Genomic DNA, 26,594 nt, shown 5'->3' on the forward strand with positions numbered 1-26,594 from the left:
CACCCTCCAATTAAATTGATAGTAATTCACGAAATTTTTTGGCAAAACCATTATCCATAATGGTCGAAATTGTCCGTTCTTTACCAATTGCGTGGCTAATTTCAGCTTTTGTAAATCGCACTGCAACTGGAACCTTATAGTACTGACATTTATCTGATATTTTTTTGATTGTGTTTTCACTGGCGTCAGTTGCCACAATTACTAATTTCGCTTGTTCGTTTCGAATCTCTTTCAAACTTAAATCTTCTCCGGTAACAAGTTTTCCAGCTCGTTGAGCCATTCCTAAAAGATTTAAGATTTTTTGATCATTTGCTATCATAGGCTCATCCGTGCTTTCTGATGAGTAACATAATCAAGTAATTCTTGATAGAACTCATCTGTAATCGTTGCATTGATTTGTCGATCTAACACTCGTTTATCCCAAGCCTTTTGAACAACAGTTGGCTCAATAGAAACATAAGCACCACGGCCAGGCAGTTTCCCAGTTGGATCAATGGAAACTAGTCCTTCTTTGTTTCTAACAATCCGAATCATTTCTTTCTTAGGTTTCATTTCGTTTGTTACAACACATTTGCGCATTGGAATTTTTCGCTTTTGCATCTAATCACCTCTTTTTATTCTTCGTGTCCAGCTCGCTCTTCACCCAATTCAATCATGCTTTCAGCATCTTCTGGATTTAAAATATTTTCTTCCACTTCTGAATCTAATTCAGAGATTTCTTCGATTCCATCTAAATCTTCGATATTTTCAATCACTTCTTCAACATCCACAGCTTCCATATCTTGGTCAACTGCTTCAACTGCTTCTGCATAATCTGCGGCTTCTTCTAATCCAGCTTCTTCTTTTGCAAGTTCTAAAGCTTTCATATCTGATTCTGATTTGATATCAATTTTAAAGCCTGTCAATTTAGCTGCTAAACGAGCATTTTGCCCACGTTTACCAATAGCTAACGACAATTGATAGTCAGGAACTACAACAACGCAACTACCTGCTGCTTCATTGAAAGTTACACTAACGACTTGTGCTGGGTTTAACGCATTCGCGATATAAACCGCTGGATCTTCATTGTATTCAACGATATCCATATTTTCGCCTTTTAATTCATTTACGATTGCTTGGACACGTTGTCCTTTAGGACCTACACATGTGCCTACTGGGTCAATGTTTTCTTCACGAGACATCACGGCAACTTTTGCACGGTCGCCAGCTTCTCTTGCAATTGAAACAATTTCAACAGTTCCATCGTAAATTTCAGGTACTTCTTGTTCAAACAAGCGTTTTAATAAATCTGGGTGGCTACGACTTACAAAAATTTGAGGTCCTTTTGAAGTATTTTCTACTTTGGTCACATAAACTTTAATGCGATCATGCGGTTTGTAAACTTCATTCGGGATTTGCTCTTGTTTTGAAAGAACCGCTTCGATTTTTCCAAGATTTACGTAAATATAACGATTATCTTGACGTTCTACGATTCCTTGCATAATATCATTTTCGTAAGCAACAAATTCATTATAGATAATGCTTCTTTCTGCTTCTCGAACGCGTTGCATAATTACTTGCTTCGCAGTTTGAGCTGCAATACGACCGAAGTCTTTAGGGGTTACTTCAAAGCGAATATGGTCGCCAACTTCATAAGCGGCATTTACTTCCATTGCGTCTTGAATACTCACTTCTAAGCGAGAGTCAAAAACGACATCAACGACTTCTTTTACAGCATATACGTGAATGTTTCCTTTTTTCATATCAAATTCAACTTCCACGTTTTGGGCTTGACCATAATTACGTTTATATGCAGAAACTAAAGCAGCTTCTAGTGCGTCAATGACGATTTCTTTAGCAATTCCTTTTTCGGTCTCTAAAGCATCAAGAGCATTTAACATTTCTTTGCTCATTTGTGATTTCTCTCCTATCTTCTCTCATTATCAATAAGTTTAGAACTTAATTGCTAATCGAGCTTTTGCAATTTTTTTACGATCAAATTCTATTTCTTTTTCTCTTGTTTTGATACGAATGGTCAATGTTAATGTTCCTTCTGTTAAGTCTTTTAACGTGCCTTCATATACTTTTTGACCTTCAACTGGTTCATATAATGAAATATTGATATAAGAGCCAATTGCATTTTGATAGTCTGCTTCTTTCTTTAATGGTCGTTCCGCTCCAGGACTTGATACTTCAAGGAAGTATGCTTGTGGGATTGGATCTGGATCAATTTGATCCATTCGTTCACTAATTTTTTCGCTAACTAATGCACATTCTTCGATATCAATGCCACCTGGCTTATCGATATAGGTTCTTAAAAACCAATTTTTACCTTCTTTTACAAACTCTACGTCAACTAATTCAAACTGAAATTCGTCAACGATTGGTTGAACAATATTCTTAACCGTATCAACCACATTACTCAAATCCATCGCCTCCTTTAGACACTTTTCACCTGACTGCCGAAAAAGAGTGAGCGTCGCCGCTCACTCTCAACAGGATATCTAAATACAGTACTATAGTAACATGAATTCGCGTCAAATGCAACTATAGGACTAGTTAAAACCGCTTTTTTATAACGTAATTTTTCAAATTGGACTATCTATTTTAAAGCATGTCAAACAATGATAATTGATTTTCATCTGGTAAATCTTTTAAAACTTTATTCTCAGTCATATATTCAATCAGAGTTTTTGAAACTTTTCCTCTTGTTGCTAAGTCTTCTTTAGAAAGAAATTTCTTTTCTTCTCTTGCAATACAAATTTGTTTCGCCACATTAGCTCCCAAACTCGGAACGGCTCTAAACGGTGCTATTAAAGAGTTTCCATCAATGACAAAATCATTTGCATCTGACTTATACAAATCAATCATTTTAAATTCAAAACCTCGTTCAACCATCTCATTACATAATTCTAAAACCGTTAACAGGTTTTTTTCTTTTGTTGATGCATCTAATCCTTTATCCATAATTTCTTTCATTTTTGCTTTGATTGCATCTTTTCCTTGGCTCATTGCCACTAAATCAAAATCATCTGCTCGGACAGAAAAGTATGCTGCATAGTAAAGAATTGGAAAATGGACTTTATAATAAGCTACGCGCAGTGCCATTAAAACATAGGCCGCAGCATGGGCTTTAGGAAACATATACTTGATTTTCAAACAGGAATCAATATACCATTCAGGTATTTTTTCATCACGCATTGATTTTTGCCAATCATCTGGGATACCTTTTCCTTTACGAACGCTTTCCATAATTTTAAAGGCCAATCCATCATCTAATCCATTGTGAATAAGGTAAACCATGATATCATCCCGACAACCAATTACTTGTGAAAGCGGAATATTTTGGGTTCGAATCAACTCTTCAGCATTTCCTAACCACACATCGGTTCCATGAGATAATCCAGAAATTTGTAACAGTTCTGTAAACGTTGTTGGTTTGGTTTGTTCCAACATTCCTCGGACAAAGCGTGTTCCAAATTCTGGAATTCCTAGCGTTCCTGTATTGGATTCAATTTGTTCACTAGTAACGCCAAGTATTTCAGGTCCGCCAAATATTTTCATTACTTCAGGATCATCTGTCGGGATGGTCTTTGGATCAATTCCAGATAAATCTTGCAGCATTCTAATGACGGTAGGATCATCATGCCCTAGTATATCTAATTTTAAAACATTGTCATGAATAGAATGGAAATCAAAGTGTGTCGTTTTCCATTCAGAATCTTGAGCATCCGCTGGAAATTGAATTGGAGTAAAGTCATAAACATCCATATAATCTGGAATAACGATAATTCCTCCCGGATGTTGTCCAGTTGTTCTTTTCACTCCAGTAGACCCTTTGGCTAATCGGTCAATTTCTGCTGCTCTAAAATTCAAATTCATATCCCGTTCGTAGCCTTTTACAAAACCATAGGCGGTACGATCTGCTACCGTACCAATTGTTCCTGCTCGAAAAACATATTCATCTCCAAAAAGAACTTTAGTATAGTTATGTGCTTGAGGTTGGTAATCTCCAGAAAAGTTCAAATCAATATCAGGTACTTTATCGCCATGGAATCCTAGGAAGGTTTCAAATGGAATATCATGTCCGTCTTTAAACAATCTTGCCCCACATTTTGGGCAAGGTTTTTCTGGTAAGTCAAAGCCTGAACCCACTGAACCATCATCAAAGAATTCAGAATATTGACAATCTGGGCAACGATAGTGTGGAGGCATCGGATTAACCTCGGTAATTCCTGTCATGGTTGCAACAAAACTTGAACCAACAGAGCCACGTGAACCAACTAAATAACCGTCATTTAAACTTTTATGCACTAGTTTTTGAGAAATTAAATAGATAACCGAGAAACCATTTCCAATAATACTATTTAATTCTTTTTCAATTCTTTTTTCAACGATTTCAGGAAGAGGATCTCCGTAAAGTCTTTTCGCTTCATCATAACTCAGTTTTCGAATTTCTTCTTCTGATCCTTCAATCTTAGGTGTATATAAGTCCGTTTTCACGGGTGTCATTTCTTCTACCATATCAGCTATTTTTTGGGTATTTTCTACAACAATTCGATGAGCGGTTTCTTTGCCTAAAAAGTTAAATTCATGAAGCATTTCATTTGTTGTTCTAAAATGAACTTCGGGTAAAATGCTACGATTTAAAGGATTAGCCCCGCCTTGAGAATGAATCAAAATTTTACGGTAAATTGCATCTTCTTCATTCAAATAGTGAACATTTCCAGTTGCAACAACGGGTTTATCTAGTTCATCCCCCATTTTTACCATATTGCGCAAAATCTCTTCTAAGTCAGATTCACTTTTAACTAATTCTTGCGCCAATAAATGCGCATAAACTGGTTTTGGCATAACTTCTAGATAATCATAAAATTTGGCTTTATTTTTAGCTTCGTCATAGCCTTTTTGCATCATGGCTTCAAAAACTTCACCTTGACTACATGCCGATCCGATGATTAAACCTTCTCGTAACTCATTTAATTTTGACCTTGGAATTCGAGGCACACGGTAAAAATAATCCACCATTGACATAGAAACCAGTTTAAATAAATTCTTCAACCCTGCTTGGGTGGTCGCGATAATTGTCGCGTGGAAAGGTCTTGCTCGTTTATAAGAATCCCCTTCACCAATATGCAGATTTAATTCATCGTGATAGTGCATATTATGTTCTTCTTTTGCTTCTTTTAGAAAAATCCAACATAGCTGCCCAGTTGACTCAGAATCATAAATAGCGCGATGGTGTTGTTCCAAATTAACACCATATTTTTTTGATAAAGTATTCAAACGATGGCTCTTTAATTGTGGATGTAAGAATCGGGATAATTCCAATGTATCAATTACGGGATTAGCTGCTTCTGGAATATCATATTTACCATAACTTGTATTTAAGAAACCCATATCAAAGCTAGCGTTATGAGCTACTAAAATATGATTCTCTGAAAATTCTTTGAAGAGTTTTAACACATCTTCTTCTGACTTAGAGCCTTTCACCATGTCGTCTGTAATCCCAGTCAAGTTAATGGTTGTTTGAGATAGTGGATGACCAGGGTCGATAAATTGCTCAAATGTTTCTATCACATTTCCTTTATACATTTTAACTGCTGCTAATTCAATAATCGTATCATATACAGCTGATAATCCCGTTGTTTCCACATCGAAAACGACATAGGTTGCATCGGCTAACTCAATGTGATCTGGATTATAGGCAATGGGAACACCGTCATCAACGATGTTAGCTTCAATTCCATATAAAATTTTCACACCGTGTTTTTGACCTGCATGAAAAGCATCTGGGAAAGATTGTGCGCCTCCATGATCGGTAATTGCTATAGCAGGTTGCCCCCATTTAGCAGCTTGTGCAACTAAATCAGTAATGTTATTTGTCGCGTCCATTTGACTCATATTGGAGTGTAAATGTAATTCAACCCGTTTATCGCCTTCAGCAGCTGTATCCTTACGAGCCTCATGCTTCCATTCGGTTACATCACGAGCACTCATGACTAAATCACGCATAAAGCTATCTTCCTGAACGCTTCCTCTTGCTCGGACCCACATGCCTTTTTGCAAGGCAGCAAAGGCAGCTTCGTCTTCTGGCGAATTGGAAAACATTTTAACTGAAAAAGAAGAAGTATAATCTGTAATTTTTAAAATCATAATTTGTCGTTCAGAACGTAGTACACGAATTTCTTTATCAAATACATACCCTTCAATCGTTACTCGACGTTCTTCTTCAATAATTTCACTCATTTGTTTGACTTCTTCTTTAGCATTAATCTGGCGCCCTAAAACGATCGGTCCTTTTGGCAAATTCACCAGTTTTTGATCTTTATTGCGTTTCTTCTCTTCTTCAGCTTTTTGCAAATTTTCAGAAGCACGCATTGCTAATAATGCATCTGCTTCTTCTTTTTTTGCTTGGAATTGAGCTAATTTTTCAGCATTGGCAACTTCATCAATAATCGGTTCAATTTTGAAGCGAGGAAACCCTAGTCTTTGGTATTCTGCTTCTACTGGAGGCAAATACTCATTTAGTAGATGACTTTTAACGACTTCATTTTCAACAAAAAGTTGAACTTTTTTTAAATTCATGATAGGTAATTGTTGCGCAAATAAGTTATTGATTAGAGGTGAAGATACGCCACTTTTTTTAACAGCCTCTGGCCAATAATGTTCTAATTTTTCAATCGTTAACTGTGGATTTTCTGCCTCTATTGAAAATGTGACATCTGCAATAGTTCGAAATGAAATTTGCAAACGCTCTGATAAATTTTGATACACTTCAAATGGCAATATGTCTTTAAATAAAAAGTCAAAATGCCATATTTTAGATTGCTTATGGACAGTCACTTTCTTGATACTTCCATTTTCAAAATAAGGGCGGTAGCCTGCTTCATGATGTAGGTCTACTTGTTCCAGTAATTTTTGAAACAATTCTTGTTGATTTAAACTCATGGGATACCCCTTCCTATATATATACATGCAAACACTGACTTGTATCTGTTTGCCATCTTTGATAGCTACGTTTATCATTGTACCAAATTTCGAGGCGAAACGATATTTCATTTTACTAAAATTAAAAATAAAAGCAAAATGAAGACTCTTCATTTTGCTTTTATTTGTTTAAATGGTGTTTAAAAGAATATTCAATGTATCGGTTAATTCTTCTTTTTTAACTTCAATTGTTTCGCCTGTTTTACGTAATTTAATTTCTACGATGCCTTCGCTCGCTTTTTTACCCACTGTGATTCGAACTGGAATTCCAATTAAATCAGAATCAGCAAATTTCACACCGACGCGTTCATTACGATCATCCATTAAAACAGATAAACCAGCATTTTCTAGACTTGTGTAAAGTTCTACACTTAAGTTAACTTGTTCTTCTGCCTTCATATTAACAGGAACCAAATGAACTTCGTATGGCGCAATATTACGTGGCCAATTGATTCCTTTTTCATCTGCTTGTTGTTCAACAATAGCTGAAAGTAGACGGCTCACTCCAATTCCGTAACAACCCATGATTACTGGAACTGAACGTCCATTTTCATCTAAAATAGTTGCATTCATTGATTCACTATAACGAGTGCCTAGTTTAAAGATATGGCCAATTTCAATTCCTTTTGTAAACTGAATAACACCTTGTCCGTCTGGCGAAAGTTCACCTTCCATAACGAAGCGCAAGTCCTCATAACTTTCAATTTTGAGATCACGTTCTGGATTTACATTTACGTAGTGGAAGCCTGTCTCGTTAGCACCACAAACTGCATTTGCTAAGTCTTGGACATAACGATCAGCAATCACACGAATCTCTTCATTGATATTAATTGGACCAACTGAACCGAAGTCAGCTCCAATCCATTTGATGGCTTCTTCATCCGTCGCTAAATCTAAGAAATCTGCTCCAAGAAAGTTTTTTAATTTCACGTCATTGACTTCGTGATCACCACGAACCACCACTAAAATAGGTTTTTCATCCGCAATAAACAATAGGCTCTTTATCACACGACTTGTTTCAACTTCTAATAATGTTGCTACTTCTTCGACAGAACCCGCATTTGGTGTTGCTACTTTTTCTAATTCTTTTTCGATTTCATGAGATTTTTTGCGCATATAGAAATTAGTGGCCATTTCTAAGTTCGCCGCATAATCACTAGCATCTGAATAACAAATCGTATCTTCACCAATATCAGAAATCGCCATGAATTCTTTTGAATCTTTTCCACCCATCGCGCCACCATCACCAATGATGCTACGGAACTCTAAACCACAGCGTTCAAATATACGGTTGTAGGCTTGTTCAAATTGACGGTACCCTGTGTCTAGGCTTTCGTCACTATCGTGGAATGAATAGGCATCATTCATGATAAATTCACGGCCTCTTAATAAGCCAAAACGAGGGCGTTTTTCATCTCTAAATTTTGTTTGAATTTGATAAAGTGATAACGGCAAACGTTTATATGAATTGATTTCATCACGAATCAAGGCTGTAAAAGCTTCTTCATGAGTAGGACCTAATAAGAAATCCCGCTGACTACGATCTTTTAGTTTCATTAGATTTGGGCCATAGGTTTCATAACGTCCAGACTCTTCCCAAAGTTCACGTGGTAATAAGGATGGCATTAGCATCTCTACCGCATCAATTTTCTCAAATTCTTCGCGAATGATGGTTTTTAATTTTTCTAACACTAGATTTGCTAGCGGTAAATAACTATACACCCCACTTGATACTTGTCTGATGTAACCAGCTCGCAATAGCATTTGATGGCTGATTACCTCAGCATCGTTTGGAACTTCTCTTAATGTAGGTACGAATAGTTTTGACTGTTTCATTATTTTTCTCCTTTTATAAAAATGAAAAACCAATGATTTTTCATTTGAAATTTACTTTGTCATTTTAATTAAAAAAGTAGCGCTGAATGTCATTCCAAGTCACTAAGACCATTAATAACATTAATAAACCAAAGCCAACCATTGTAATAATTCCTTCTTTTTCAGGATCCAGTGGTTTACGTCTAATGCCTTCAATAATATTTAATAGTAATTTCCCACCATCTAACGCTGGAATTGGTAATAAGTTGACGATTCCTAAATTGACACTTAGGAAAGCTAACCAATTGAAAACACCGTAAAATCCTGTTTGGACAACTTGTTGCGTTGTTGCGTAAATTCCAACGGGACCAGAAAACATATTAATTGAAAATCCTTTAGTAAACATAGATCCTAAAATTGTTAAAATTTGGACAATTACAAACCATGTTTGCGTAAATCCGTAGCTAATTTTAGCTGTAAAAGAAGTATCCATCGCCGCTTTTATTCCAATCATGCCGACTTTCTTGCCGTCTTTTGTATCTTGCTTTTCTGGCGTTAAGGAAATGACTTTTGTTTCTCCTTTTTCAGATTCTACTTTTAAGTTAATTTTTTTTGCTGGATATTTTTGGATTTCTTGCGCTATTTCAACCCAAGTTGTCGTTTTCTTACCTGCAACCTCTAAAACTTTATCGCCTTCTTTTAACCCAGCTTTAGCTGCTATACTGTTTGGCATAATTTCTCCTAATTGATTTTCATGAGAAACAACCCCACCTTGCATAAAAGCCATAATCGTAAAGGCAATAATTGCTAGAATAAAATTATTCATTGGTCCAGCAAAATTTGTCATCATACGTTTTGGAAGGCTCGCTGATTGAAATTGAACATCGATTGGTGCAATTTGTACTTCAGTACCATCTTCTTCAATCACTGTTGCTTCGCGTAGTACTGAATAACGAACTAACTCGTCTTCATTCCCCGCTAAGTATCCTTCAATAAACAATTCTTTTTCTAAATCCAATGCAACAACTTCCATTGGGACAGCATTTAATAAGTGCGTTTTTTTTGATGTATTGATTGTTGTAATGATATTGTCAGAATTAATAACTAGTCCTACTGGCATTCCTGGCTTAATTTCAGTTTCTTCTTCTCCAAATCCTGCCATTCGAACATATCCACCTATTGGTAATATACGTAACGTATAGGTTGTTCCATTTTTTCGGTATGAAAAAATTTTAGGACCAAAACCAATCGCAAATTCTCGAACTAAAATCCCAGATTTCTTAGCAAAGTAGTAATGTCCAAATTCATGGACAACAACTAAAATACTGAAGACAATAATAAACGTGATAATGGTTGTAATCATTTGACACTCTCCTTCTATGTTAGCCAACTTGCGACTAGTTTTCTTGTTTCTTTATCCACTTCCATTAAAGTAGTTAAATCTGGCTGTTTGATATAATGCTTTTCTTGAATGGCTTTTTCAACAAGCTCTTCAATGGCTAAAAATGAAATTTTCTTTTCAAGAAAGGCAGCAACAGCAACTTCATTAGCTGCATTCATCATCGTCGGTGCAGTTCCACCCATTTTCCCAACCGTATAAGCTAATTGTAACAACGGAAATCGATTAAAATCCATTTCCTCAAAATGTAAAGCGCCAATTTCTGCTAAATGAAAGGGCTTAGGTTCCTTCATTTTAATTCGATGTGGGTAAGAAAGAGCATACTGAATTGGCTCTCGCATATCACTTGCTCCTAATTGAGCCATCACAGCTCCATCAATAAAACCAACCATTGAATGGACAATGCTCTCTTTGTGTAAAACAACTTTTATTTTATCATAATCTAGCCCAAATAACCAATGGGCCTCAATCACTTCTAAACCTTTATTCATCATCGTTGCAGAATCAATTGTGATTTTTTGACCCATAGACCAATTTGGGTGATTTAGCGCATCTTCAAGCGTTACATCAACTAGCTCTTGTCGTGTTTTATTTCTGAAGCTTCCTCCGGATGCTGTAATTAACAAATGATCTACTTCAACTATTTTTTCGCCATTTAAACATTGAAAAATTGCTGAATGCTCACTATCAACAGGAAGCAACTGAACTCCATATTGTGTAGCTAAATCTGTCACAAGCTGGCCAGCCATTACTAGCGTTTCTTTATTGGCAATCGCAACTTGCTTTCTTTCCCTAATAGCAGTCAATGTTGGCAGTAGACCCACACTACCAGACACCGCTGTTAACACGAGATCAATTGATTCTAATGCAACAATTTCAGAAAGTCCCTCTACTCCATAAGTAAATGTTATAAAAGGAAATTCTGATCGTAAGTAATCTGCTATTTCCTTTGTTCCTACAGCAACCATTTTAGGCTTTAAAAGCTGAATCAACTGACGTCCCCGCTGAATATTATTAAAAAAAGAAAACGTATGAATCGTAAATTTTTCAGGGTGAGCCAAGACGACATTAACTGTGTTTTCTCCTACAGAGCCTGTTGCTCCAAGCAAACAAATATTTTTCATATAGAACAAAAGTAGTCATCACAATCGATAACTACTTGTACACTTCCCTTCAACATTAGATTAAAGTTACCAGATGAACGATTGGCAATACAAATAACAAACTGTCAAAGCGGTCTAAAATACCACCATGTCCTGGTAAAATCGTTCCTGAATCTTTCACGTCGTAATGACGTTTAAAAGCTGATTCTACTAAATCTCCTAACTGTCCAGCAATCGAGAATAAGACAGTTAAAGCTAACATTATACCCATTGAAAAAGCTTGTGGGAAAAAGTATAAATAAATTGCTGCTACAACGATGGCAGAAACCATTCCACCAATTGATCCTTCAATTGTTTTGTTTGGACTAATAGCTGGTGCTAACTTTGTTTTCCCAATTTTACGGCCAAACATATATGCTCCTATGTCCGTTGCCCAAACAACAAAAAGAACGAACATCAGCAATGGCAACCCTGCAGCTCTTGTTTCAATAAAGTAATGAAATCCTGTTCCAATATATAAGGCACCTAACGTAGCAACGCCTGCATCATCGATTGTGAATGAATTTTTCGAAAAAACTGTACAAACTAACAATAAAATACCACATATATAGAATAAAAAAAGAGTTGAAAGAGATAGGGGAATGAAAGATAAATACTGTTTTGGAACCAAGATTAACATCATCCCGATTGAAGCGATTATTCCCTCAATCGAAAAAATAGAAATGCCCTTCATTTTTAATAATTCATACATCCCAACTAATCCCATTAAAACGGCAACGATTTCTAATACCCAAGAACCAATATATAAAACTGGGATAAAGAAAATCAACGCCACAATTGCTGTAATTACACGTTGCTTCACAAAAATTTCCTCCTCAAATTACAAACCACCAAAACGTCGATTACGTTTTTGATAAATTCCAATCGCATTTTCTAAAACTTCTTCACTAAAATCAGGCCATAGTATTCTAGTAAAATAAAATTCACTATAAGCAATTTGCCATAGTAAAAAATTACTGATTCGCTCTTCCCCACTAGTTCGAACTAATAAATCGGGTTCTTGAAATTCACCTAAAGACGCGGTCATTAATTCTTTTTCAAATGTTTCTTCATCAATTTCTTCAAGAGTTAATTCGTTTTGTTGTACTTTTTTCGCCATTTTTTTTGTCGCTTCTAAAAGCTCACTACGGCTACCATAATTTAATGCAAAATTTAAAATCATACCTGTATTGTCTTTTGTATCTCGAATGGCATTTTCAACTGCTTTTTTTGTATGTGGTGGCAATTCATCAATAAAACCCATCACATTTACTTGCACATTTTCTTCGATTAAATCAGGAACAAATGTATCAAAAAAATCAACTGGAAGTTGCATTAAAAAATTCACTTCATCATTTGGTCTTTTCCAATTTTCAGTAGAAAAAGCATAAAGCGTTAATACTTTTACCCCTAATTTACTGGCATGTTTTGTTATTTTTTTTACAGTATTCATTCCTTCACGGTGTCCTGCAACTCGCGGTAAGAATTTTTTTTGAGCCCAACGTCCATTCCCATCCATAATAATTGCAATATGATTTGGGATTGCTTCACTTGGTTGAAAAGGAGCTTCATTTGTTGGAGAATCTTTTCTTCCTTTTCTATTAAATAAACTTCTCAAGCAGTTCCCTCCAATTTCTTTCTTTAGCTCTATCTATTGTAGCAAAAAGTTGGGAACTTTCCTATTAATTTTGCGAAAAATAAAGATTTTCTTTGCATATTTATGATAATAAATCGGTTTTTATCCCACTTATTCTTTAATTGCTACTTTTTTTAACAATAAAATCATGCCCAAAAAAAGTTATTTAGCAGCATAACTATTTATCTGTTTTTTAATAAAAAAAAACAGAAAGAAATGATTTCTCTCTGTTTTTTCTATATTTAATTAACCTTCTAAAATTTCTTTTTCTTTTTCAGCAGCGATTGCATCAATATTTTTAACGCTTTCGTCTGTTAATTTTTGTACTTTAGTTTCGTAATTACGTAAATCATCTTCAGTCATTTCTTTGTTTTTTTCAGCTTTTTTCAAGTCTTCAATTGCATCACGACGAATGTTACGAGTGATTACTTTTGCACCTTCAGCTTCTTTTTTAACGCGTTTTGCTAATTCTTTGCGGCGTTCTTCTGTTAGCATTGGAATAACTAAACGAATCACATTTCCGTCATTTGCTGGGCTAATTCCAATATCGCTTTGCATCAACGATTTTTCAATATCTTGAATAATGGTTTTATCAAAAGGTGTAATCATTAATACACGAGCTTCTGGAATCGTGATAGAAGCCATTTGGTTTAATGGTGTTGGAGCACCATAATAATCAACTTGAATACGGTCTAAGATACTAGCATTCGCACGACCTGCACGAATAGTACCTAATTCACGTTGTAATGATTGTTCAGTTTTTGTCATTTTTTCTTTTGTCGCTTGTAAAATTGCTTCACTCATGTTTTACTTCCCCCTTACTGTAGTTCCAATGCATTCGCCTAGTGCAACACGTTTAATATTGCCTGCTTCATTTAAATTGAAGACAACTAAAGGAATGTCATTGTCCATGCTTAACGAACTTGCCGTTGTATCCATTACTTGCAAGCCTTTGTTGATAATTTCTAAATGTGTTAATTCTTCAAATTTGACAGCAGTTGTATCCAATTTTGGATCAGCAGAGTACACGCCGTCTACATTGTTTTTCGCCATTAAAATAACGTCTGCATCAATTTCAGCCGCTCGTAATGCTGCAGTTGTATCGGTAGAAAAATATGGATTCCCCGTTCCACCAGCAAAAATGACAACACGCCCTTTTTCTAAATGACGAACTGCTTTTCTTCTGATGTATGGTTCAGCAATTTGACGCATTTCAATAGATGTTTGAACTCTTGTCGGAACACCAACATTTTCAAGATTGTCTTGTAACGCTAATGCATTCATCACTGTGGCAAGCATTCCCATGTAATCTGCTTGTGCACGTTCCATTCCCATTTGAGAACCAACTTGTCCACGCCAAATGTTTCCCCCACCTACAACGATTGCAATTTCAACACCTAAGTCATGTACTTCTTTGATTTCTTTTGCAATCTCTTTGATGGTTGGAGGTTTTATTCCAAAACCTTCTTCGCCAGCAAGTGCTTCTCCACTAACTTTTAATACTACGCGCTTATATTTTGGTTGATCCATATTTTAATTCCCTCCATTAACTTTACTACTCTATACTCATTTTACCATAACTGCAAGAAAAAAGGGAGCGCTCATTAACTGATGCGTTCCCTTTTACATAATGTGTCTAAGGTTTATTTATTCACTTGACTCATAACTTCATCAACAAAGTTATCTTCACGTTTTTCAATACCTTCTCCAACTTCAAAACGTACAAATGATTTCACTGTAGCACCTTTTGAAGCTACAAATTCACCAACAGTTTGATCTGGATTTTTAACAAATGATTGATCTACTAAGCTGATTTCAGCAAGATATTTGTTTAAACGACCTTGAATCATTTTTTCAACAATGTTAGCTGGTTTGCCTTCGTTAAGTGCTTGTTCAGTTAAAACTTTTGTTTCATGAGCAATTTCTTCTTGAGAAACTTGATCACGAGAAACATACTTAGGATTGATTGCAGCGATATGCATAGCAACATCACGAGCAACTTCTTCGTCTGTTGTTCCATCTAAAAGAACTAAAACAGCAATACGTCCACCCATGTGTAAATAAGCGCCAAATGCAGCATTATCTTCTTTGGTTACACGTTCAAAACGACGGAAGCTGATTTTTTCACCGATAACAGTGTTTGCTTCCATGATTTCTGAACCAATTGTTCCGTTAGCAGTTTTGATTTCTAACGCTTCTTCCATGTTAGCTGGGTTTGCTTCAACTACTTGGCGAGTTACTTCTGCTACTAGTGTTTGGAATTGTTCATTTTTTGAAACGAAATCTGTTTCTGAGTTAATTTCAACGATTGCTGCATTGTTTCCTTCAACATAAACGCTAGCTAAACCTTCAGCTGCAACGCGGTCTGCTTTTTTAGCAGCTTTCGCCATTCCATTTTCTCTTAAGTGATCGACCGCTTTATCGATGTCACCTTCTACAGCTACTAAAGCTTTTTTAGCATCCATCATACCAACGCCGGTCATATCACGTAATTTTTTTACTAATTGTGCAGTTACTTGTGTCATTTTATTTTCCTCCTAGGTTTAGGTGTAGTTGTCTTTAGTTTTTCAGTAGGTTTTATCCTATACAGAAAAAATAGGCCGCCTCTTGAAAAGGAAATGACGCCGCTTCGTAAAAAGTCGCTACTCACTTCTCTTTTACTGGAGACAGCCTAAAGATTTTTATATTGGTTGATTATTCAGCGTTGTCGCCTTCAACTACTTCAACGATTTCTTCGATTGATGCAGTTTCAGTGCTAGCTTCTTTTGTTTCAGCAACAAAAGTTTCTTCAACGATTTCATCTTCACCTTGACGTCCTTCGATCATTGCGTCAGCCATTTTAGCTGTCAATAATTTAACGGCACGGATTGCGTCATCATTCGCTGGAATTACAACATCAATCTCATCAGGATCACAGTTTGTATCAACAATACCTACGATAGGAATGTTTAATTTGTGAGCTTCTTGAACAGCAATACGTTCTTTACGAGGATCAACAATAAACATTACATCTGGAATTCTTGGCATATCTTGGATACCGCCTAAGAATTTTTCTAAACGTTCGCGTTGTTTGTTTAAGATTCCAACTTCTTTTTTAGGAAGGACTTCAAAAGTTCCGTCTGCTTCCATTTTGTTGATTTCTTTCAAACGTTTGATACGTTTTTGGATTGTATCCCAGTTAGTTAATGTTCCACCTAACCAACGGTGGTTTACAAAGTATTGACCTGAACGAATCGCTTCGTCTTTAACAGCTTCTTGAGCTTGTTTTTTAGTTCCTACGAATAAAGCGATTCCGCCGTCTTCAGCAACATTTTTCATGTAGTTGTAAGCTTCGTCTACTAATTTAACAGTTTTTTGTAAATCAATAATGTAGATTCCGTTTCTTTCTGTGAAAATGTAGCGTTTCATTTTTGGGTTCCAACGACGTGTTTGGTGACCAAAATGTACACCGGCTTCAAGCAATTGTTTCATTGAGATTACTGCCATGATAAATTTCCTCCAATATGGTTTTTTATTTTCCTCCCTCAAATTCAACTGTAAGGAGACTTGAGATACTCAAGCACCATTCCTTTACATCCTTTAAGGTGTGAAATTAATTGGTGTTTTACACCGTCTATAATTGTACTATATCAATGAATTTGTTGCAAGAGTTTTTTTTCTAACAAGTAACTTATTATTTTTATGAACAACTGAAAAACTAATACGTTTCTCAGTTACTTTTAATTAAAATCGTTTTCAATTTTATTTTATACAAAACACTGTGTTTTTATACTGTTTATTTTGCTATACTAATAATCGTGTGAAAAAAGTAACTTGATGGAAGGATTTGTCTAATTTTGATTAATGCAATTGTTTTTGATGTTGATGATACACTATATGATCAACAAGCCCCTTTTAATAACGCTTTGAAAATTTGTTTTCCGGAGGCTTCCAAAAAAATCGATTTACACCGTGCGTATATTCGCTTCCGTTTTTACAGCGATGAGACCTTCTGTAAGTATATTGCTGGAGAATGGACTTTATCTTTTATGCGTTTTAATCGGATTGCTCAAGTCTTAAAAGAAAATGGTTTTACCATTACAGAAGAAGAAGGTTTATCCTTTCAGGAAGTTTACGAGATCGAATTGGATCGCATTCAACTTTTACCAGAAGCTGAAGCTGTTTTAACTAAGCTAGCTGGAAATAAAGAAGTAGACTTAGGAATTATTACGAATGGTCCTACTGATCATCAATTACGAAAAATCAAACAGTTGCAACTTGAAAAATGGATTCCAATCGAAAATATGATTATTTCAGAAAGTTCTGGGTATGCTAAACCAGACCCACAGATTTTTCATCTTGCAACAAAAGAATTTCATTTTGATGCTACAAAGACATTGTATGTTGGTGATAATTTTGACAATGACGTGAATGGTGCAAAAGCTGCTGGTTGGAATGCACTTTGGTTCAATCATCGCAAACGTCTAAAACCTATCAGCAGATGGGATTGTGATTATGAAATCACTTGCTTCACTGAACTTCCTAACCTAATTGATGAACTTATTGAATCTTAATCAACAAAAAAGATAGCAATTAATGTACTACTCCAAAAATCATTTTTTTGAGAGTTCATACATAATTGCTATCTTTTTTTATTTTATCATCTAAAAATTTTCGCCAATACTTAAAATTTCTCGGATATCCGATTCTGTTAATTGGTTTAATTGTTGATCTGGTGATCCGTCTGCTGTAATGACTTGATCAAACAACGCTTTCTTTTCTTGTTGTAACGAATTGATTTTTTCTTCAATTGTACCTTCTGCAATCAAGCGCCAAACTTGAACAACCTTTTTTTGACCAAGGCGATGCGCTCGACCGGTAGCTTGTTCTTCAACAGCTGGATTCCACCATAAATCATATAAAATAACCGTATCCGCACCTGTTAGGTTAAGACCAGTTCCACCGGCTTTTAATGAAATCAAGAAGACTTCTTTTTCTCCTTCATTAAAACGATTCACCATTTCTAAGCGTTCTTTTGGTTTTGTTTGGCCATTTAAATAGAATGTTTCAAATCCTGACTCAGCTAGTTCTTTTTCAATAATTGAAAGCATGGACGTAAATTGTGAAAATAGTAGCACTCGTTGTCCATTTTCTTTTGCAGTTTGCAACATTTCTTTCAACTGCTCTAATTTTCCCGATTGACCTTCGTAATTATCAATAAATAAGCGGGGGTCACAGCAAATTTGTCGTAATCTAGTTAATCCTGCTAATATTTCAATACGGTTTCGCTTAAATTCATCTTGACTCATTCCTGAAATGCTATCTTGAATTCGCTGTAAATAAGCTAAATAAACGGTTTTTTGCTCTTTCGTCAAGGTACTATATAAGTCTGTTTCAATTTTATCTGGTAAGTCTTTTAACACATCTTTTTTAATCCTTCTTAGCACAAATGGTTGGATCATTTTAGCAACTTGCGGGTACGGTAAGGTTTTAAATTGTTTGATCCCTGGGAAAAATCCAGGCATAATCAATTGAAAAATCCCCCAAAGCTCTTCAATTTTATTTTCAATTGGCGTTCCACTTAAAGCAAAGCGTTTTTTTGTAGTTAATTCTCTTAAAGCTTGGGCTGTTTTTGTGTGGTAATTTTTCACCATTTGAGATTCATCTAACACTAAGGTGCCAAAGGTTTGTTTTTTATAGTGCTCAACGTCTTGTCTAAAACTTGGATAAGAAGTAATCAAAACTTGATTGGGTTGTGCATTTCCAATCAGTTCTTTACGCTCTTCTGCTGACCCCACAACAACGACGCTTTCAATTGAAGGAGCAAATTTTTTAAGTTCGTGTTGCCAATTGTAACTTAATGAAGCTGGCGCAACGATTAAAAAGGGATCATTGGTTTTATTTTCTTCAATTTCTGAAAGGATAAAAGTGATTACTTGGATGGTTTTCCCCAATCCCATATCATCTGCTAGAATCCCACCAAATCCATATTTCGACAGCATTTTAAGCCATTTGAAACCTGTTATCTGATAAGGTCTTAAACTGGCATTCAAAGTCTTAGGTACGGCCACTTCAAATAAATCAGGATGGTTCAAATCTTCCACAAGGGTTCTGAATTTTCTTGACAACTTACGACGATTCGCATCTTCTAATCCTAGTTTTTCTTGAATTTCAAGACCTCTATAACTTGGCAATTCGACTTTTCCTTGTTGAAAATTTTTAGTAATTCGTAATTCGTTTAAAATCTCACTTACTTGTTTAAATCCTTCTGTTTCTAAGGAAAGGATCATTCCGTTGTCTAACTTATGAAATGATTTTTTTTCAACTAAACTACGTAAAACTTGATCAATTTCAGTTGGAGTAATGCCTTTAATATCAAATTTAACATCAAGAAGTGAACCATCATTTTGTACATCAATGGATGTTTCTGGATCAATTTGATCTAGAAATAGTTGATCTAAGACATCATCAACAAAAACCTCTGCATCCATTTCAAGGGTTGGAATCTCTTTAGTAAATAATGTATAAAAGTCATCGTCCCTCACCAATCGTTTTGAATAGCTCGTTTCAAGCCGATGATAATCAAATTCCTTTAGCACATTTAAAATACGCATCTCCGTTTGACTGTCCCTAATTACTTGGGTGTTATCTTTTGCTAATCGATTATGGGAAGGGTCTGTAGAAAGCGTTAAATGATCATAATTAAAATCAACAACCGCTTGAACATTGTCTTTTTGGTATGAAAAATAAATAGCTGTTTTTAACGGCTCTTGAATAAAGGATTCTTTTAAATCATCATCAATCGAAACCTCGCCAATTTTAGCTAGTAAGGGCATTACATAGCTTGTAAAGTCAGGCATATCGATTGAATCGATTTTAACTTCTTTTCCATCATAACGTTGTAGAAAATTTTGTAATGGTTGAAAAGCACGTAATTGTTCCTTAGAAGGTTGAAAAATAACCTGTTTTGCTACAAACCATTGGTAATTTTTTAGTTGAGCATCAATTTGGTTATCAATGTATAGTGTAATATTTTTTTCATGTTGGAATAATTCAAAAGAAAATGGCAATTGTCCTTCGACAAAAAGAACTTCTTTATATTTATGGTCATTTACATAAAATTGAAGTTTTCCAGCTTCTTGAATCAACCTAATCGTGTCTTCTGCCAAAACTGGGGATAGTACCAGATAACGATGATTTGTATAGATAGATTTTGGTTCTTTACTTCCCACCCCCATCATTTGGTTTGATACGGCTTGTTTGTATAAATACATTAATATTAATTGATCCCCACTTGTAAGATTTACTTGCTTAAAGTCAAGAGCCATACCACTTTTCAGCTCAATTCTCCCTTGATTAACAGCACATTCTAAAAATTGATTGACGTCTTTCACAATATAAAGTTTATCAATACCTGCTCGAATACTTAATACTAAAACTTCTTCATTGTTACGAATAATTGTTGCCTGTTTAGACTTTATTTCAATTTTATATTCAATAGATAATTCTGATTTGACTGATTTTGCAGTCATGGTTTCTCGATTTTCATTTAAAAAAACTCGGGAAAACGATTCCGTTAGTTCATGGCCCGGCTCTGGCAACTCACTAGCAACAGCCTTTGCACTTTCTGCTGTTATAATGCGACTGACTCCTTGTTCTTTTAATGCCAATTCAACAGCAACCGTATGCTTGCAATACCCATGATCCTTCCAATAAGGACATTCACAAAAATCTTCTTCTCTAGTAGTTCCATCTAATTCCACATGATAGATTTCACTCCCCATCACATCTGCAGTCCACATCTTCTTTTCTAAAAAAGGAGTGATGGAAAGTATGCGTTTTTCATTTACATACACTCTGCCTTGTTCAATGATTCGTTCAGGTATGCTCCACTTCATTTGAAATTCTCCTACTTTCTTCTATCAATAGTCAGCTTTTTAAGTTCAACTTCGCTTTTTTCTATCTCTTCATTGTACGCTATTTAACTGGAAAAATACACAAGTTTCTTTGTTTTTTGTTGCGTTTGTATTATGTAATTATATTAAAAATCAAGTTTAATAAAAAATTCTCTTTGCTTAATCATTATTTTGATAGCAAAAAGAATTTGTTTACTTTTCAATTAACTTCCCTTGAATAACAAATCGCCCTTTTTCATAATCAAAACCTGTATCACAGGTGGACAACGTTATTATCTGATCTTGATCCGTGACGGTGACATTGGTTTTAAATTTTGACTGTTGCTTGATTGTTGTTAAATAATTTGAATAAGCTTGAGGCTGACTAAAATCTGTCTCAATGTAATAAAAATCAGTTGTCGTTTCATAGGCAGCAAAAACCTCTACTTGATAGCTTTTGGTTTCCGTTTCGTAATCAAACGTTGGATGTTTATTGAAAAAATCTTCATCTAAATAGTTTTGTAAATCAGCAAACATCGAGCCATCCTTCATATTGTGACCATATAAAATCGTATTGAATTCAGACTCGGACTGATTGCGAAAATCTTTAAAAACGCTGCCCGCTCTGGCTATTTCTTTTTGATAATTGTGCTTTAAATAAAAATCATTATCTGAAGATTGTAAAATCGGATAGTCAATGGCTGTATCAGGAATTGAAATCCAGCCTTTAATATCTGGATTGATTTTTTTTAATTCGACAAATGCTGGTTTTGTACTCGTTACTGACCTTGTTTGTTGAGCTTGTTTTTGATAAACCTTTTGAACATCTGCTAATATTCGCTGATTGTGCTGGTTTTCTGTTAAAATCGTAAGAATTTTCCAACCTGAAAAAAGCAATACAATCAGCATCATGCCACTGAGTAGTTTTCGTTTCATTTGTTTCACTCCTTCTAGTAAGGCAAAATATAAGGTCTTCCTGAAGGATGTTGAATAAGCTCCCCCGAAATACCATAAACATCTTGAAGCATCCTTGGCGTAATAACCTCATTGGGCGTTCCTTTAGCGCTAATTTCACCATGATGCATGATGATAATTTCGTCGCTATATTGACTGGCTTGGTTAAGATCGTGTAACACCATAATAATCGTTAGCTTTTGAGTTTGATTTAATGTTTGAATTAATTTAAGCAACTCAATTTGATAGGTTAAATCCAAATAGGTTGTTGGTTCATCTAAAATTAAATACTCTGTTTCTTGAGCGAGTGCCATCGCGAGCCATGCTCTTTGTCGTTCTCCTCCAGATAATTCAGCCAATAGACTCTCTTGTTTTTCTACTAATTTCATTTGTTGCAATGCCTGCTGAACAATTTTTTCATCTTTAGTAGTCTTTCTTAAAAAATGCTGGTGAGGCAGACGTCCATACATCACCAATTGTTTAACTGTATAGTCACCTGGTGCTATATTTTCTTGTTGTAAAGCGGCTAATTTCCTTGCAAAATCTTGCTTACTAAATTGATGTAACTCTTGTTTGTCAAGAATAATCGTTCCTTTTTTCACTTGTAAATGACGCGTTAAAATACTGAGTAATGTTGATTTTCCACTACCATTTGGTCCGATAATTGTTGTGATTTTCCCTGCCTCAATAGTTAAATTAATCCGATTTAGAACAGGCGCTTGTTTTGGATATGCGTATCTCAAGTTATTGATTTCCATCCATCTTTCCTCCTTTCCAAAGTAAGAAAATTAGACAAGGTCCACCGATCAGCATCATTACTGTTGCTGCTGGAATTTCCATCATTTGGAATATACTTCTTCCTAGCGTATCCGCAACTAGTAGTATTAAAGCACCAAGTAAACTAGAAAAAGGAATCAGCAAACGATAATCACTAGTTTTCAGCAGTCCTCTAGCAATGTGAGGCACAAGTAAACCGATAAATGCAATAACGCCGACAATCGCTGTCGTAATCGCTGTTAGTAATACTGCTATCCCAGCAATAATGATGCGTGTTTTATTTAAAGATAAACCTAAACTTGTTAGATTTTTATCAGATAAGGCTAGTAAATTGCACCATCTAGCCGAAAAAAATGCCAATGCTAATCCAATTGCAACGTAAACAAATAAGAAACGAACATCTCCCCACGATTTCATGCCAAAGCCGATGGATTTACCCACTATTTGACTAGAAACTTGTGTGATTTGATTGGCGAAAATTTCATTTAACCCACTAAAAATAGCATTGATGGCTACTCCAGTAACAATCAATTGCAACGGTTTTAACCCCGATGAATAACTAAAACTGAATACTAGTAAACAGGCAATGCTCCCACCAATAAAGGCAAAAAGCGGAGTCCAAAAATAAAATTTTGGGAAAAATAATAAAATAGCTAATGAAAAAAATTGCGCACCCGCTGAGATTCCAATAATTCCTGCATCCGCCAATGGATTTCTTAAAACTGCTTGAAATAACAATCCAGCTACTGATAAGGCTGCACCTGCTAATATAGCTAACACAATTCGCGGTAAACGAAGATCTTTCACAATGGTTGCTTTTTCACTCGTTCCTTGAATCAATTCGCTAAACGAAAGTTGTAAGCTTCCAGACTGAATCGCCCAAAAACAAGTTCCAATAAGTAATAAGCTAAAAATAATAAAAAGAAGAAGTTTATTTTTCATATAGAATCTCCGCTAACTGAGCCAGTGCTTTTGGTGCATTTAATGACGCAGTCATACCGAATAAATTTTCATCTAAATCATAAACTCGTTTATTTTTTACTGCATTAAAATGTTGCCAAATATCATTTTTTTTAAATTCAGCATCAAACATTTCAACAACTTCCTTTGGCATTCCGTGAGCGGCACGAATGATAATATCAGGATTTGCTTGTTGTAAAAATTCAGTATTCGAAGCTAAATATTCTTGTTTTTGACCTTCTATGATATTTTTTCCTCCCGCTCTTTTAACTAAATCACCTAAATAAGCATTTTCAGTGACGACTAAATAACTTCCAGGAATACCCATTAAAATTAAAACGGTTGGTTGTTCTTTGCCCTCATATTTTTTTTGAACGTCTTTAATTTGTTTTTCTATCGATTGATTTAATGTTGTCGCTTGCTGTTTACGATCAAATTCATTCCCTAAAGCTGAAATTTCTTGTTCCATTTTAGCAATACTGCGAAAATCTAAGAATTTAGTTTTAAGATTTGCATTTGTCAGCCTTTCTGCTAAATCGGCTTCTAGCGTTTTCGTCGATAAAATTAAATCTGGCTGTAGGGTACGCATCAATTCTAAATCAGGCCCCATTGGCGAGCCAACAGCTTCAACTTTTTGATAACGACTTGGTAGTTCTTTAGTTGTTGTCGGAACACCAATAAGTGGTAAATCAAGCTGATCCATAATTTCGGTGCTAGCAACAGTCGTTGCAATAATTTTAGGTGTATGTGCTTTTTTTACGGAGTCATTAGGGTCTTCCTTTGCCGCATATCCGCAACCTCCAACTAGTAACAACATAAGTATCAGAAACATTGTTGTTATTTTCTTCATTTTAATCCTCCCTTATTTATGAAAATTGAGCCTTAGCAATTGCTAAGGCTCGTTTTCTTTATTTTTTTGCTGCTTGGTAACGACGTAAAAAATAAAATGTCGCTATTGTAAACAATGTTCCGTATAAGCCGATTGATGCCGTGTCCATTGTTTTTGGATTTTGTGTTTGATTTTCTTGTTTTTTAGCCAGCGTTTTCACTGTTCCATCTGTGCTAAAATCAGGTTTCCCTAATTTAGCTGCTGTTTGATTTGCAAGAGCTGAATCTACTAAGCTTGCATTAGGAATAGCTGGAGTTGGCGTTATTTGTGTCGGTATAATTTCTTGTCCCGTTACATCTTGTAAGGTACTTTGATCTAATTTTACAGAAACTAAATAGTCATGATCGTATTCAAAGCCTTGTACATTCTCTATTTTCACATGTGTTTTAACTTGCGTTTCTGCTGTTTCATCTGAAATTTTGTATTTAACTGTTCGTGTATTCGCTACACTATCTGTTTTTACTAGTTCAGCAGCTTGCCATACACCATTTTCTAAATGGTCAAATGTTTTGATCCAATCACTGTCTTTCATTGTTAAATAAAGGTACGGCTGGTTGTTTTCTACCTTGATGATTCCTGGTTTTAACAAATAGCCATCCATCATTGATTTTTCCGATGAATTTTCTTGATTCACTTGAAATTGAATGCTGTATTGGTGTCCATTTATTAATTTTTTTGTTTCCACTGGTTTTTCTGGTGTTGGGTCAGGGATTGGATCTGGCGTTGGCGTTGGATCTGGTTTTTCTATTGGTTTTTCAGCTGTTGGGTATTCTGTAGCTGATTTTGCCGCCGCTGTTTCAAAAATAAAACGAAAATCCGCTTTTCCTTGATAAATCGTTCCATTTCCCATTGGTGCTTGATACGTTACGTGAGATGCTAGCTCTTGATTTAAATCCGTTACTTCAAATTGTACGATGCGACTATTGGTTTTTTCATCCGTTGAAAGTACGGTAGCATTCGTTAAACCAGTGCCTAAAGTTGTTTGTAAGCTTGTCACCGTTTCTGATTTATTGATTCGAACAGCTACAAAATTGTGGCCGTTTTCAACTTTTAACCAAGCTGGATTATCAAAGTAGCCCTGCATACTGCTAGCTTTATCTTGAGTAGCATGTTTAGCTGTGAACGGAATAGTATATAAGCCATCTGTCAGTTTCTTCGGAGTTGCTGTTGGATATTCCGAAGTTGGTATTGCTTTTGTTCCATCAAAGATAAAACGAAAGTCCGCTTTTCCTTGATAAATTGTCCCATTTCCCATCGGTGCTTGATACGTCACGTGAGATAATAATTCTTGATTTAAGTCGCTCACTTCAAACTGTACGATTCGACTGTTTGAACCTTCATCTGTTGATAGCACTGTAGCATCCGTTAAAGAAGATCCTAAAGTTGTTTGCAAACTTGTTACTGTTTCTGATTTATTGATTCGAAGGGCAACAAAGTTATGACCATTTTCAACTTTTAACCAAGCTGGATTATCAAAATAGCCTTGCATGCTACTCGCTTTATCTTGAGTTGCATGTTTAGCTGAGAATGGGATTGTATAAAGTCCATCTGCTAAAGGTGTTACTGTAACCGGATCAGTTGGTTCTGTTGGTTCTGTTGGATTTGTCGGTTCTGTCGTCACTGGAGTTTCTGGTTCCACTGGTTTACTAGGCTCTGACACTACAGTTAATGAACTTGGATTCATTGTTAAGTCCACTTGGTACCAGTTGTCATAGTCAAATCCTGGAATTCCTTCAACTTTAATATGCATAGAGGAATAAACCACATTGTCTATTGAATTGATTTTGATTTTTGCAACTCGCTCTCCATTATTAGGCGTGCTGTATTCGACATCTTGATACGCATCTTGATAATTTTCTACAGGACTAGGCGCTACTGGATGTTCGCCACTTTTACTTGTTGCAAAATTTTTCCACCAATTGCTGTTCTTAAGCGTTACATATAGATAGGGTTGACCACTTTCAACTTTAATGGTCGCTTCTTGCTGAATATAACCATTGGCTGCAGAAGATTCTTTTGTACGATTGCCAGTATTGTCTTTAAAAAAGTTGACTTGAATTTTATATTCGCCACCATCTTTTAACACACTGTCGGCTTTGACAATCGTTGTTGGGAATAAATTAATAAATAGCAATCCAATCAATAAGAGACTGCTGATTTTTTTTATTTTAGTTGTCAT

The 26,594-nt window shown here is 35.5% G+C and carries 21 protein-coding genes; 1 reads left to right on the forward strand and 20 read right to left on the reverse strand.

All coding sequences use genetic code 11. The annotated features are described in order from the left end of the window. Positions 1-10: 10 nt before the first annotated feature. The 14 genes from BR52_RS05320 to rpsB form a co-directional block, all read right to left on the reverse strand. Complete coding sequence (locus BR52_RS05320) at positions 11-319, reverse strand: YlxQ-related RNA-binding protein (protein WP_034569994.1); 309 nt, start codon at positions 317-319, stop codon at positions 11-13. After that, on the reverse strand, positions 316-600 hold the full coding sequence (gene rnpM / locus BR52_RS05325; protein ID WP_034569995.1) for an RNase P modulator RnpM: 285 nt from the start codon (positions 598-600) through the stop codon (positions 316-318). The genes BR52_RS05320 and rnpM overlap by 4 nt, the downstream gene beginning before the upstream one ends. A gap of 14 nt (positions 601-614) precedes the next feature. Further along, on the reverse strand, positions 615-1,892 hold the full coding sequence (nusA, locus tag BR52_RS05330; RefSeq protein WP_034569997.1) for a transcription termination factor NusA: 1,278 nt from the start codon (positions 1,890-1,892) through the stop codon (positions 615-617). A gap of 39 nt (positions 1,893-1,931) precedes the next feature. Continuing rightward, a complete protein-coding gene (gene rimP / locus BR52_RS05335; RefSeq protein ID WP_034570000.1) occupies positions 1,932-2,405 on the reverse strand; it encodes a ribosome maturation factor RimP in 474 nt (157 codons plus the stop codon). 181 nt (positions 2,406-2,586) lie between these two features. Next, positions 2,587-6,930, reverse strand: coding sequence for a PolC-type DNA polymerase III (locus BR52_RS05340; RefSeq protein ID WP_034570002.1), 4,344 nt, complete (start codon positions 6,928-6,930; stop codon positions 2,587-2,589). 168 nt (positions 6,931-7,098) lie between these two features. Next, positions 7,099-8,805 (reverse strand): proline--tRNA ligase, encoded by a 1,707-nt coding sequence (locus tag BR52_RS05345; protein WP_034570006.1) that lies wholly within the window; start codon positions 8,803-8,805, stop codon positions 7,099-7,101. Between the two features lie 64 nt (positions 8,806-8,869). Then, complete coding sequence (rseP, locus tag BR52_RS05350; protein ID WP_034570009.1) at positions 8,870-10,147, reverse strand: RIP metalloprotease RseP; 1,278 nt, start codon at positions 10,145-10,147, stop codon at positions 8,870-8,872. A 14-nt stretch (positions 10,148-10,161) separates the two neighbouring features. Further along, positions 10,162-11,307: a 1-deoxy-D-xylulose-5-phosphate reductoisomerase gene (locus BR52_RS05355; RefSeq protein ID WP_034570012.1), complete on the reverse strand. Its 1,146-nt coding sequence runs from the start codon at positions 11,305-11,307 to the stop codon at positions 10,162-10,164. A gap of 55 nt (positions 11,308-11,362) precedes the next feature. Continuing rightward, the gene (locus BR52_RS05360; protein WP_034570015.1) at positions 11,363-12,148 is read right to left on the reverse strand and encodes a phosphatidate cytidylyltransferase; all 786 of its coding nucleotides are present in this window, start codon (positions 12,146-12,148) and stop codon (positions 11,363-11,365) included. A gap of 18 nt (positions 12,149-12,166) precedes the next feature. Next, on the reverse strand, positions 12,167-12,868 hold the full coding sequence (gene uppS / locus BR52_RS05365; protein WP_236707211.1) for an undecaprenyl pyrophosphate synthase: 702 nt from the start codon (positions 12,866-12,868) through the stop codon (positions 12,167-12,169). 339 nt (positions 12,869-13,207) lie between these two features. Further along, complete coding sequence (gene frr / locus BR52_RS05370; RefSeq protein WP_034570018.1) at positions 13,208-13,765, reverse strand: ribosome recycling factor; 558 nt, start codon at positions 13,763-13,765, stop codon at positions 13,208-13,210. 3 nt (positions 13,766-13,768) lie between these two features. After that, positions 13,769-14,491, reverse strand: coding sequence for a UMP kinase (gene pyrH, locus BR52_RS05375; protein WP_034570020.1), 723 nt, complete (start codon positions 14,489-14,491; stop codon positions 13,769-13,771). A gap of 113 nt (positions 14,492-14,604) precedes the next feature. Then, positions 14,605-15,486 carry a translation elongation factor Ts gene (gene tsf / locus BR52_RS05380; RefSeq protein WP_034570022.1) on the reverse strand — a complete coding sequence of 294 codons (882 nt, stop codon included), beginning with the start codon at positions 15,484-15,486 and terminating at the stop codon, positions 14,605-14,607. Positions 15,487-15,655: 169 nt separating this feature from the next. Continuing rightward, a complete protein-coding gene (gene rpsB, locus BR52_RS05385) occupies positions 15,656-16,447 on the reverse strand; it encodes a 30S ribosomal protein S2 (RefSeq protein ID WP_034570024.1) in 792 nt (263 codons plus the stop codon). Between the two features lie 350 nt (positions 16,448-16,797). Between rpsB and BR52_RS05390 the strand changes: the two genes are divergently transcribed. Then, the gene (locus tag BR52_RS05390) at positions 16,798-17,514 is read left to right on the forward strand and encodes an HAD family hydrolase (RefSeq protein WP_034570025.1); all 717 of its coding nucleotides are present in this window, start codon (positions 16,798-16,800) and stop codon (positions 17,512-17,514) included. 90 nt (positions 17,515-17,604) lie between these two features. Here BR52_RS05390 and BR52_RS05395 read toward each other — a convergent pair whose 3' ends face one another. The 6 genes from BR52_RS05395 to BR52_RS05420 all read right to left on the reverse strand — a co-directional run bounded on the left by BR52_RS05395 (position 17,605) and on the right by BR52_RS05420 (position 26,594). After that, a complete protein-coding gene (locus tag BR52_RS05395; protein ID WP_034570027.1) occupies positions 17,605-20,838 on the reverse strand; it encodes a DEAD/DEAH box helicase in 3,234 nt (1,077 codons plus the stop codon). 210 nt (positions 20,839-21,048) lie between these two features. Then, the gene (gene srtB / locus BR52_RS05400) at positions 21,049-21,771 is read right to left on the reverse strand and encodes a class B sortase (protein WP_034570030.1); all 723 of its coding nucleotides are present in this window, start codon (positions 21,769-21,771) and stop codon (positions 21,049-21,051) included. A gap of 14 nt (positions 21,772-21,785) precedes the next feature. Further along, positions 21,786-22,547, reverse strand: coding sequence for an ABC transporter ATP-binding protein (locus BR52_RS05405; RefSeq protein ID WP_051915642.1), 762 nt, complete (start codon positions 22,545-22,547; stop codon positions 21,786-21,788). Continuing rightward, positions 22,534-23,508: a FecCD family ABC transporter permease gene (locus tag BR52_RS05410; protein WP_034570035.1), complete on the reverse strand. Its 975-nt coding sequence runs from the start codon at positions 23,506-23,508 to the stop codon at positions 22,534-22,536. Before BR52_RS05410 ends, BR52_RS05405 begins: the two co-directional genes overlap by 14 nt. Next, complete coding sequence (gene isdE, locus BR52_RS05415) at positions 23,498-24,376, reverse strand: heme ABC transporter substrate-binding protein IsdE (RefSeq protein WP_034570039.1); 879 nt, start codon at positions 24,374-24,376, stop codon at positions 23,498-23,500. Before isdE ends, BR52_RS05410 begins: the two co-directional genes overlap by 11 nt. Before the next feature lie 58 nt (positions 24,377-24,434). After that, on the reverse strand, positions 24,435-26,594 hold the full coding sequence (locus BR52_RS05420) for an NEAT domain-containing protein (protein WP_034570041.1): 2,160 nt from the start codon (positions 26,592-26,594) through the stop codon (positions 24,435-24,437).

Source organism: Carnobacterium divergens DSM 20623 (genome assembly GCF_000744255.1).
GTDB classification, from domain to species: domain Bacteria; phylum Bacillota; class Bacilli; order Lactobacillales; family Carnobacteriaceae; genus Carnobacterium; species Carnobacterium divergens.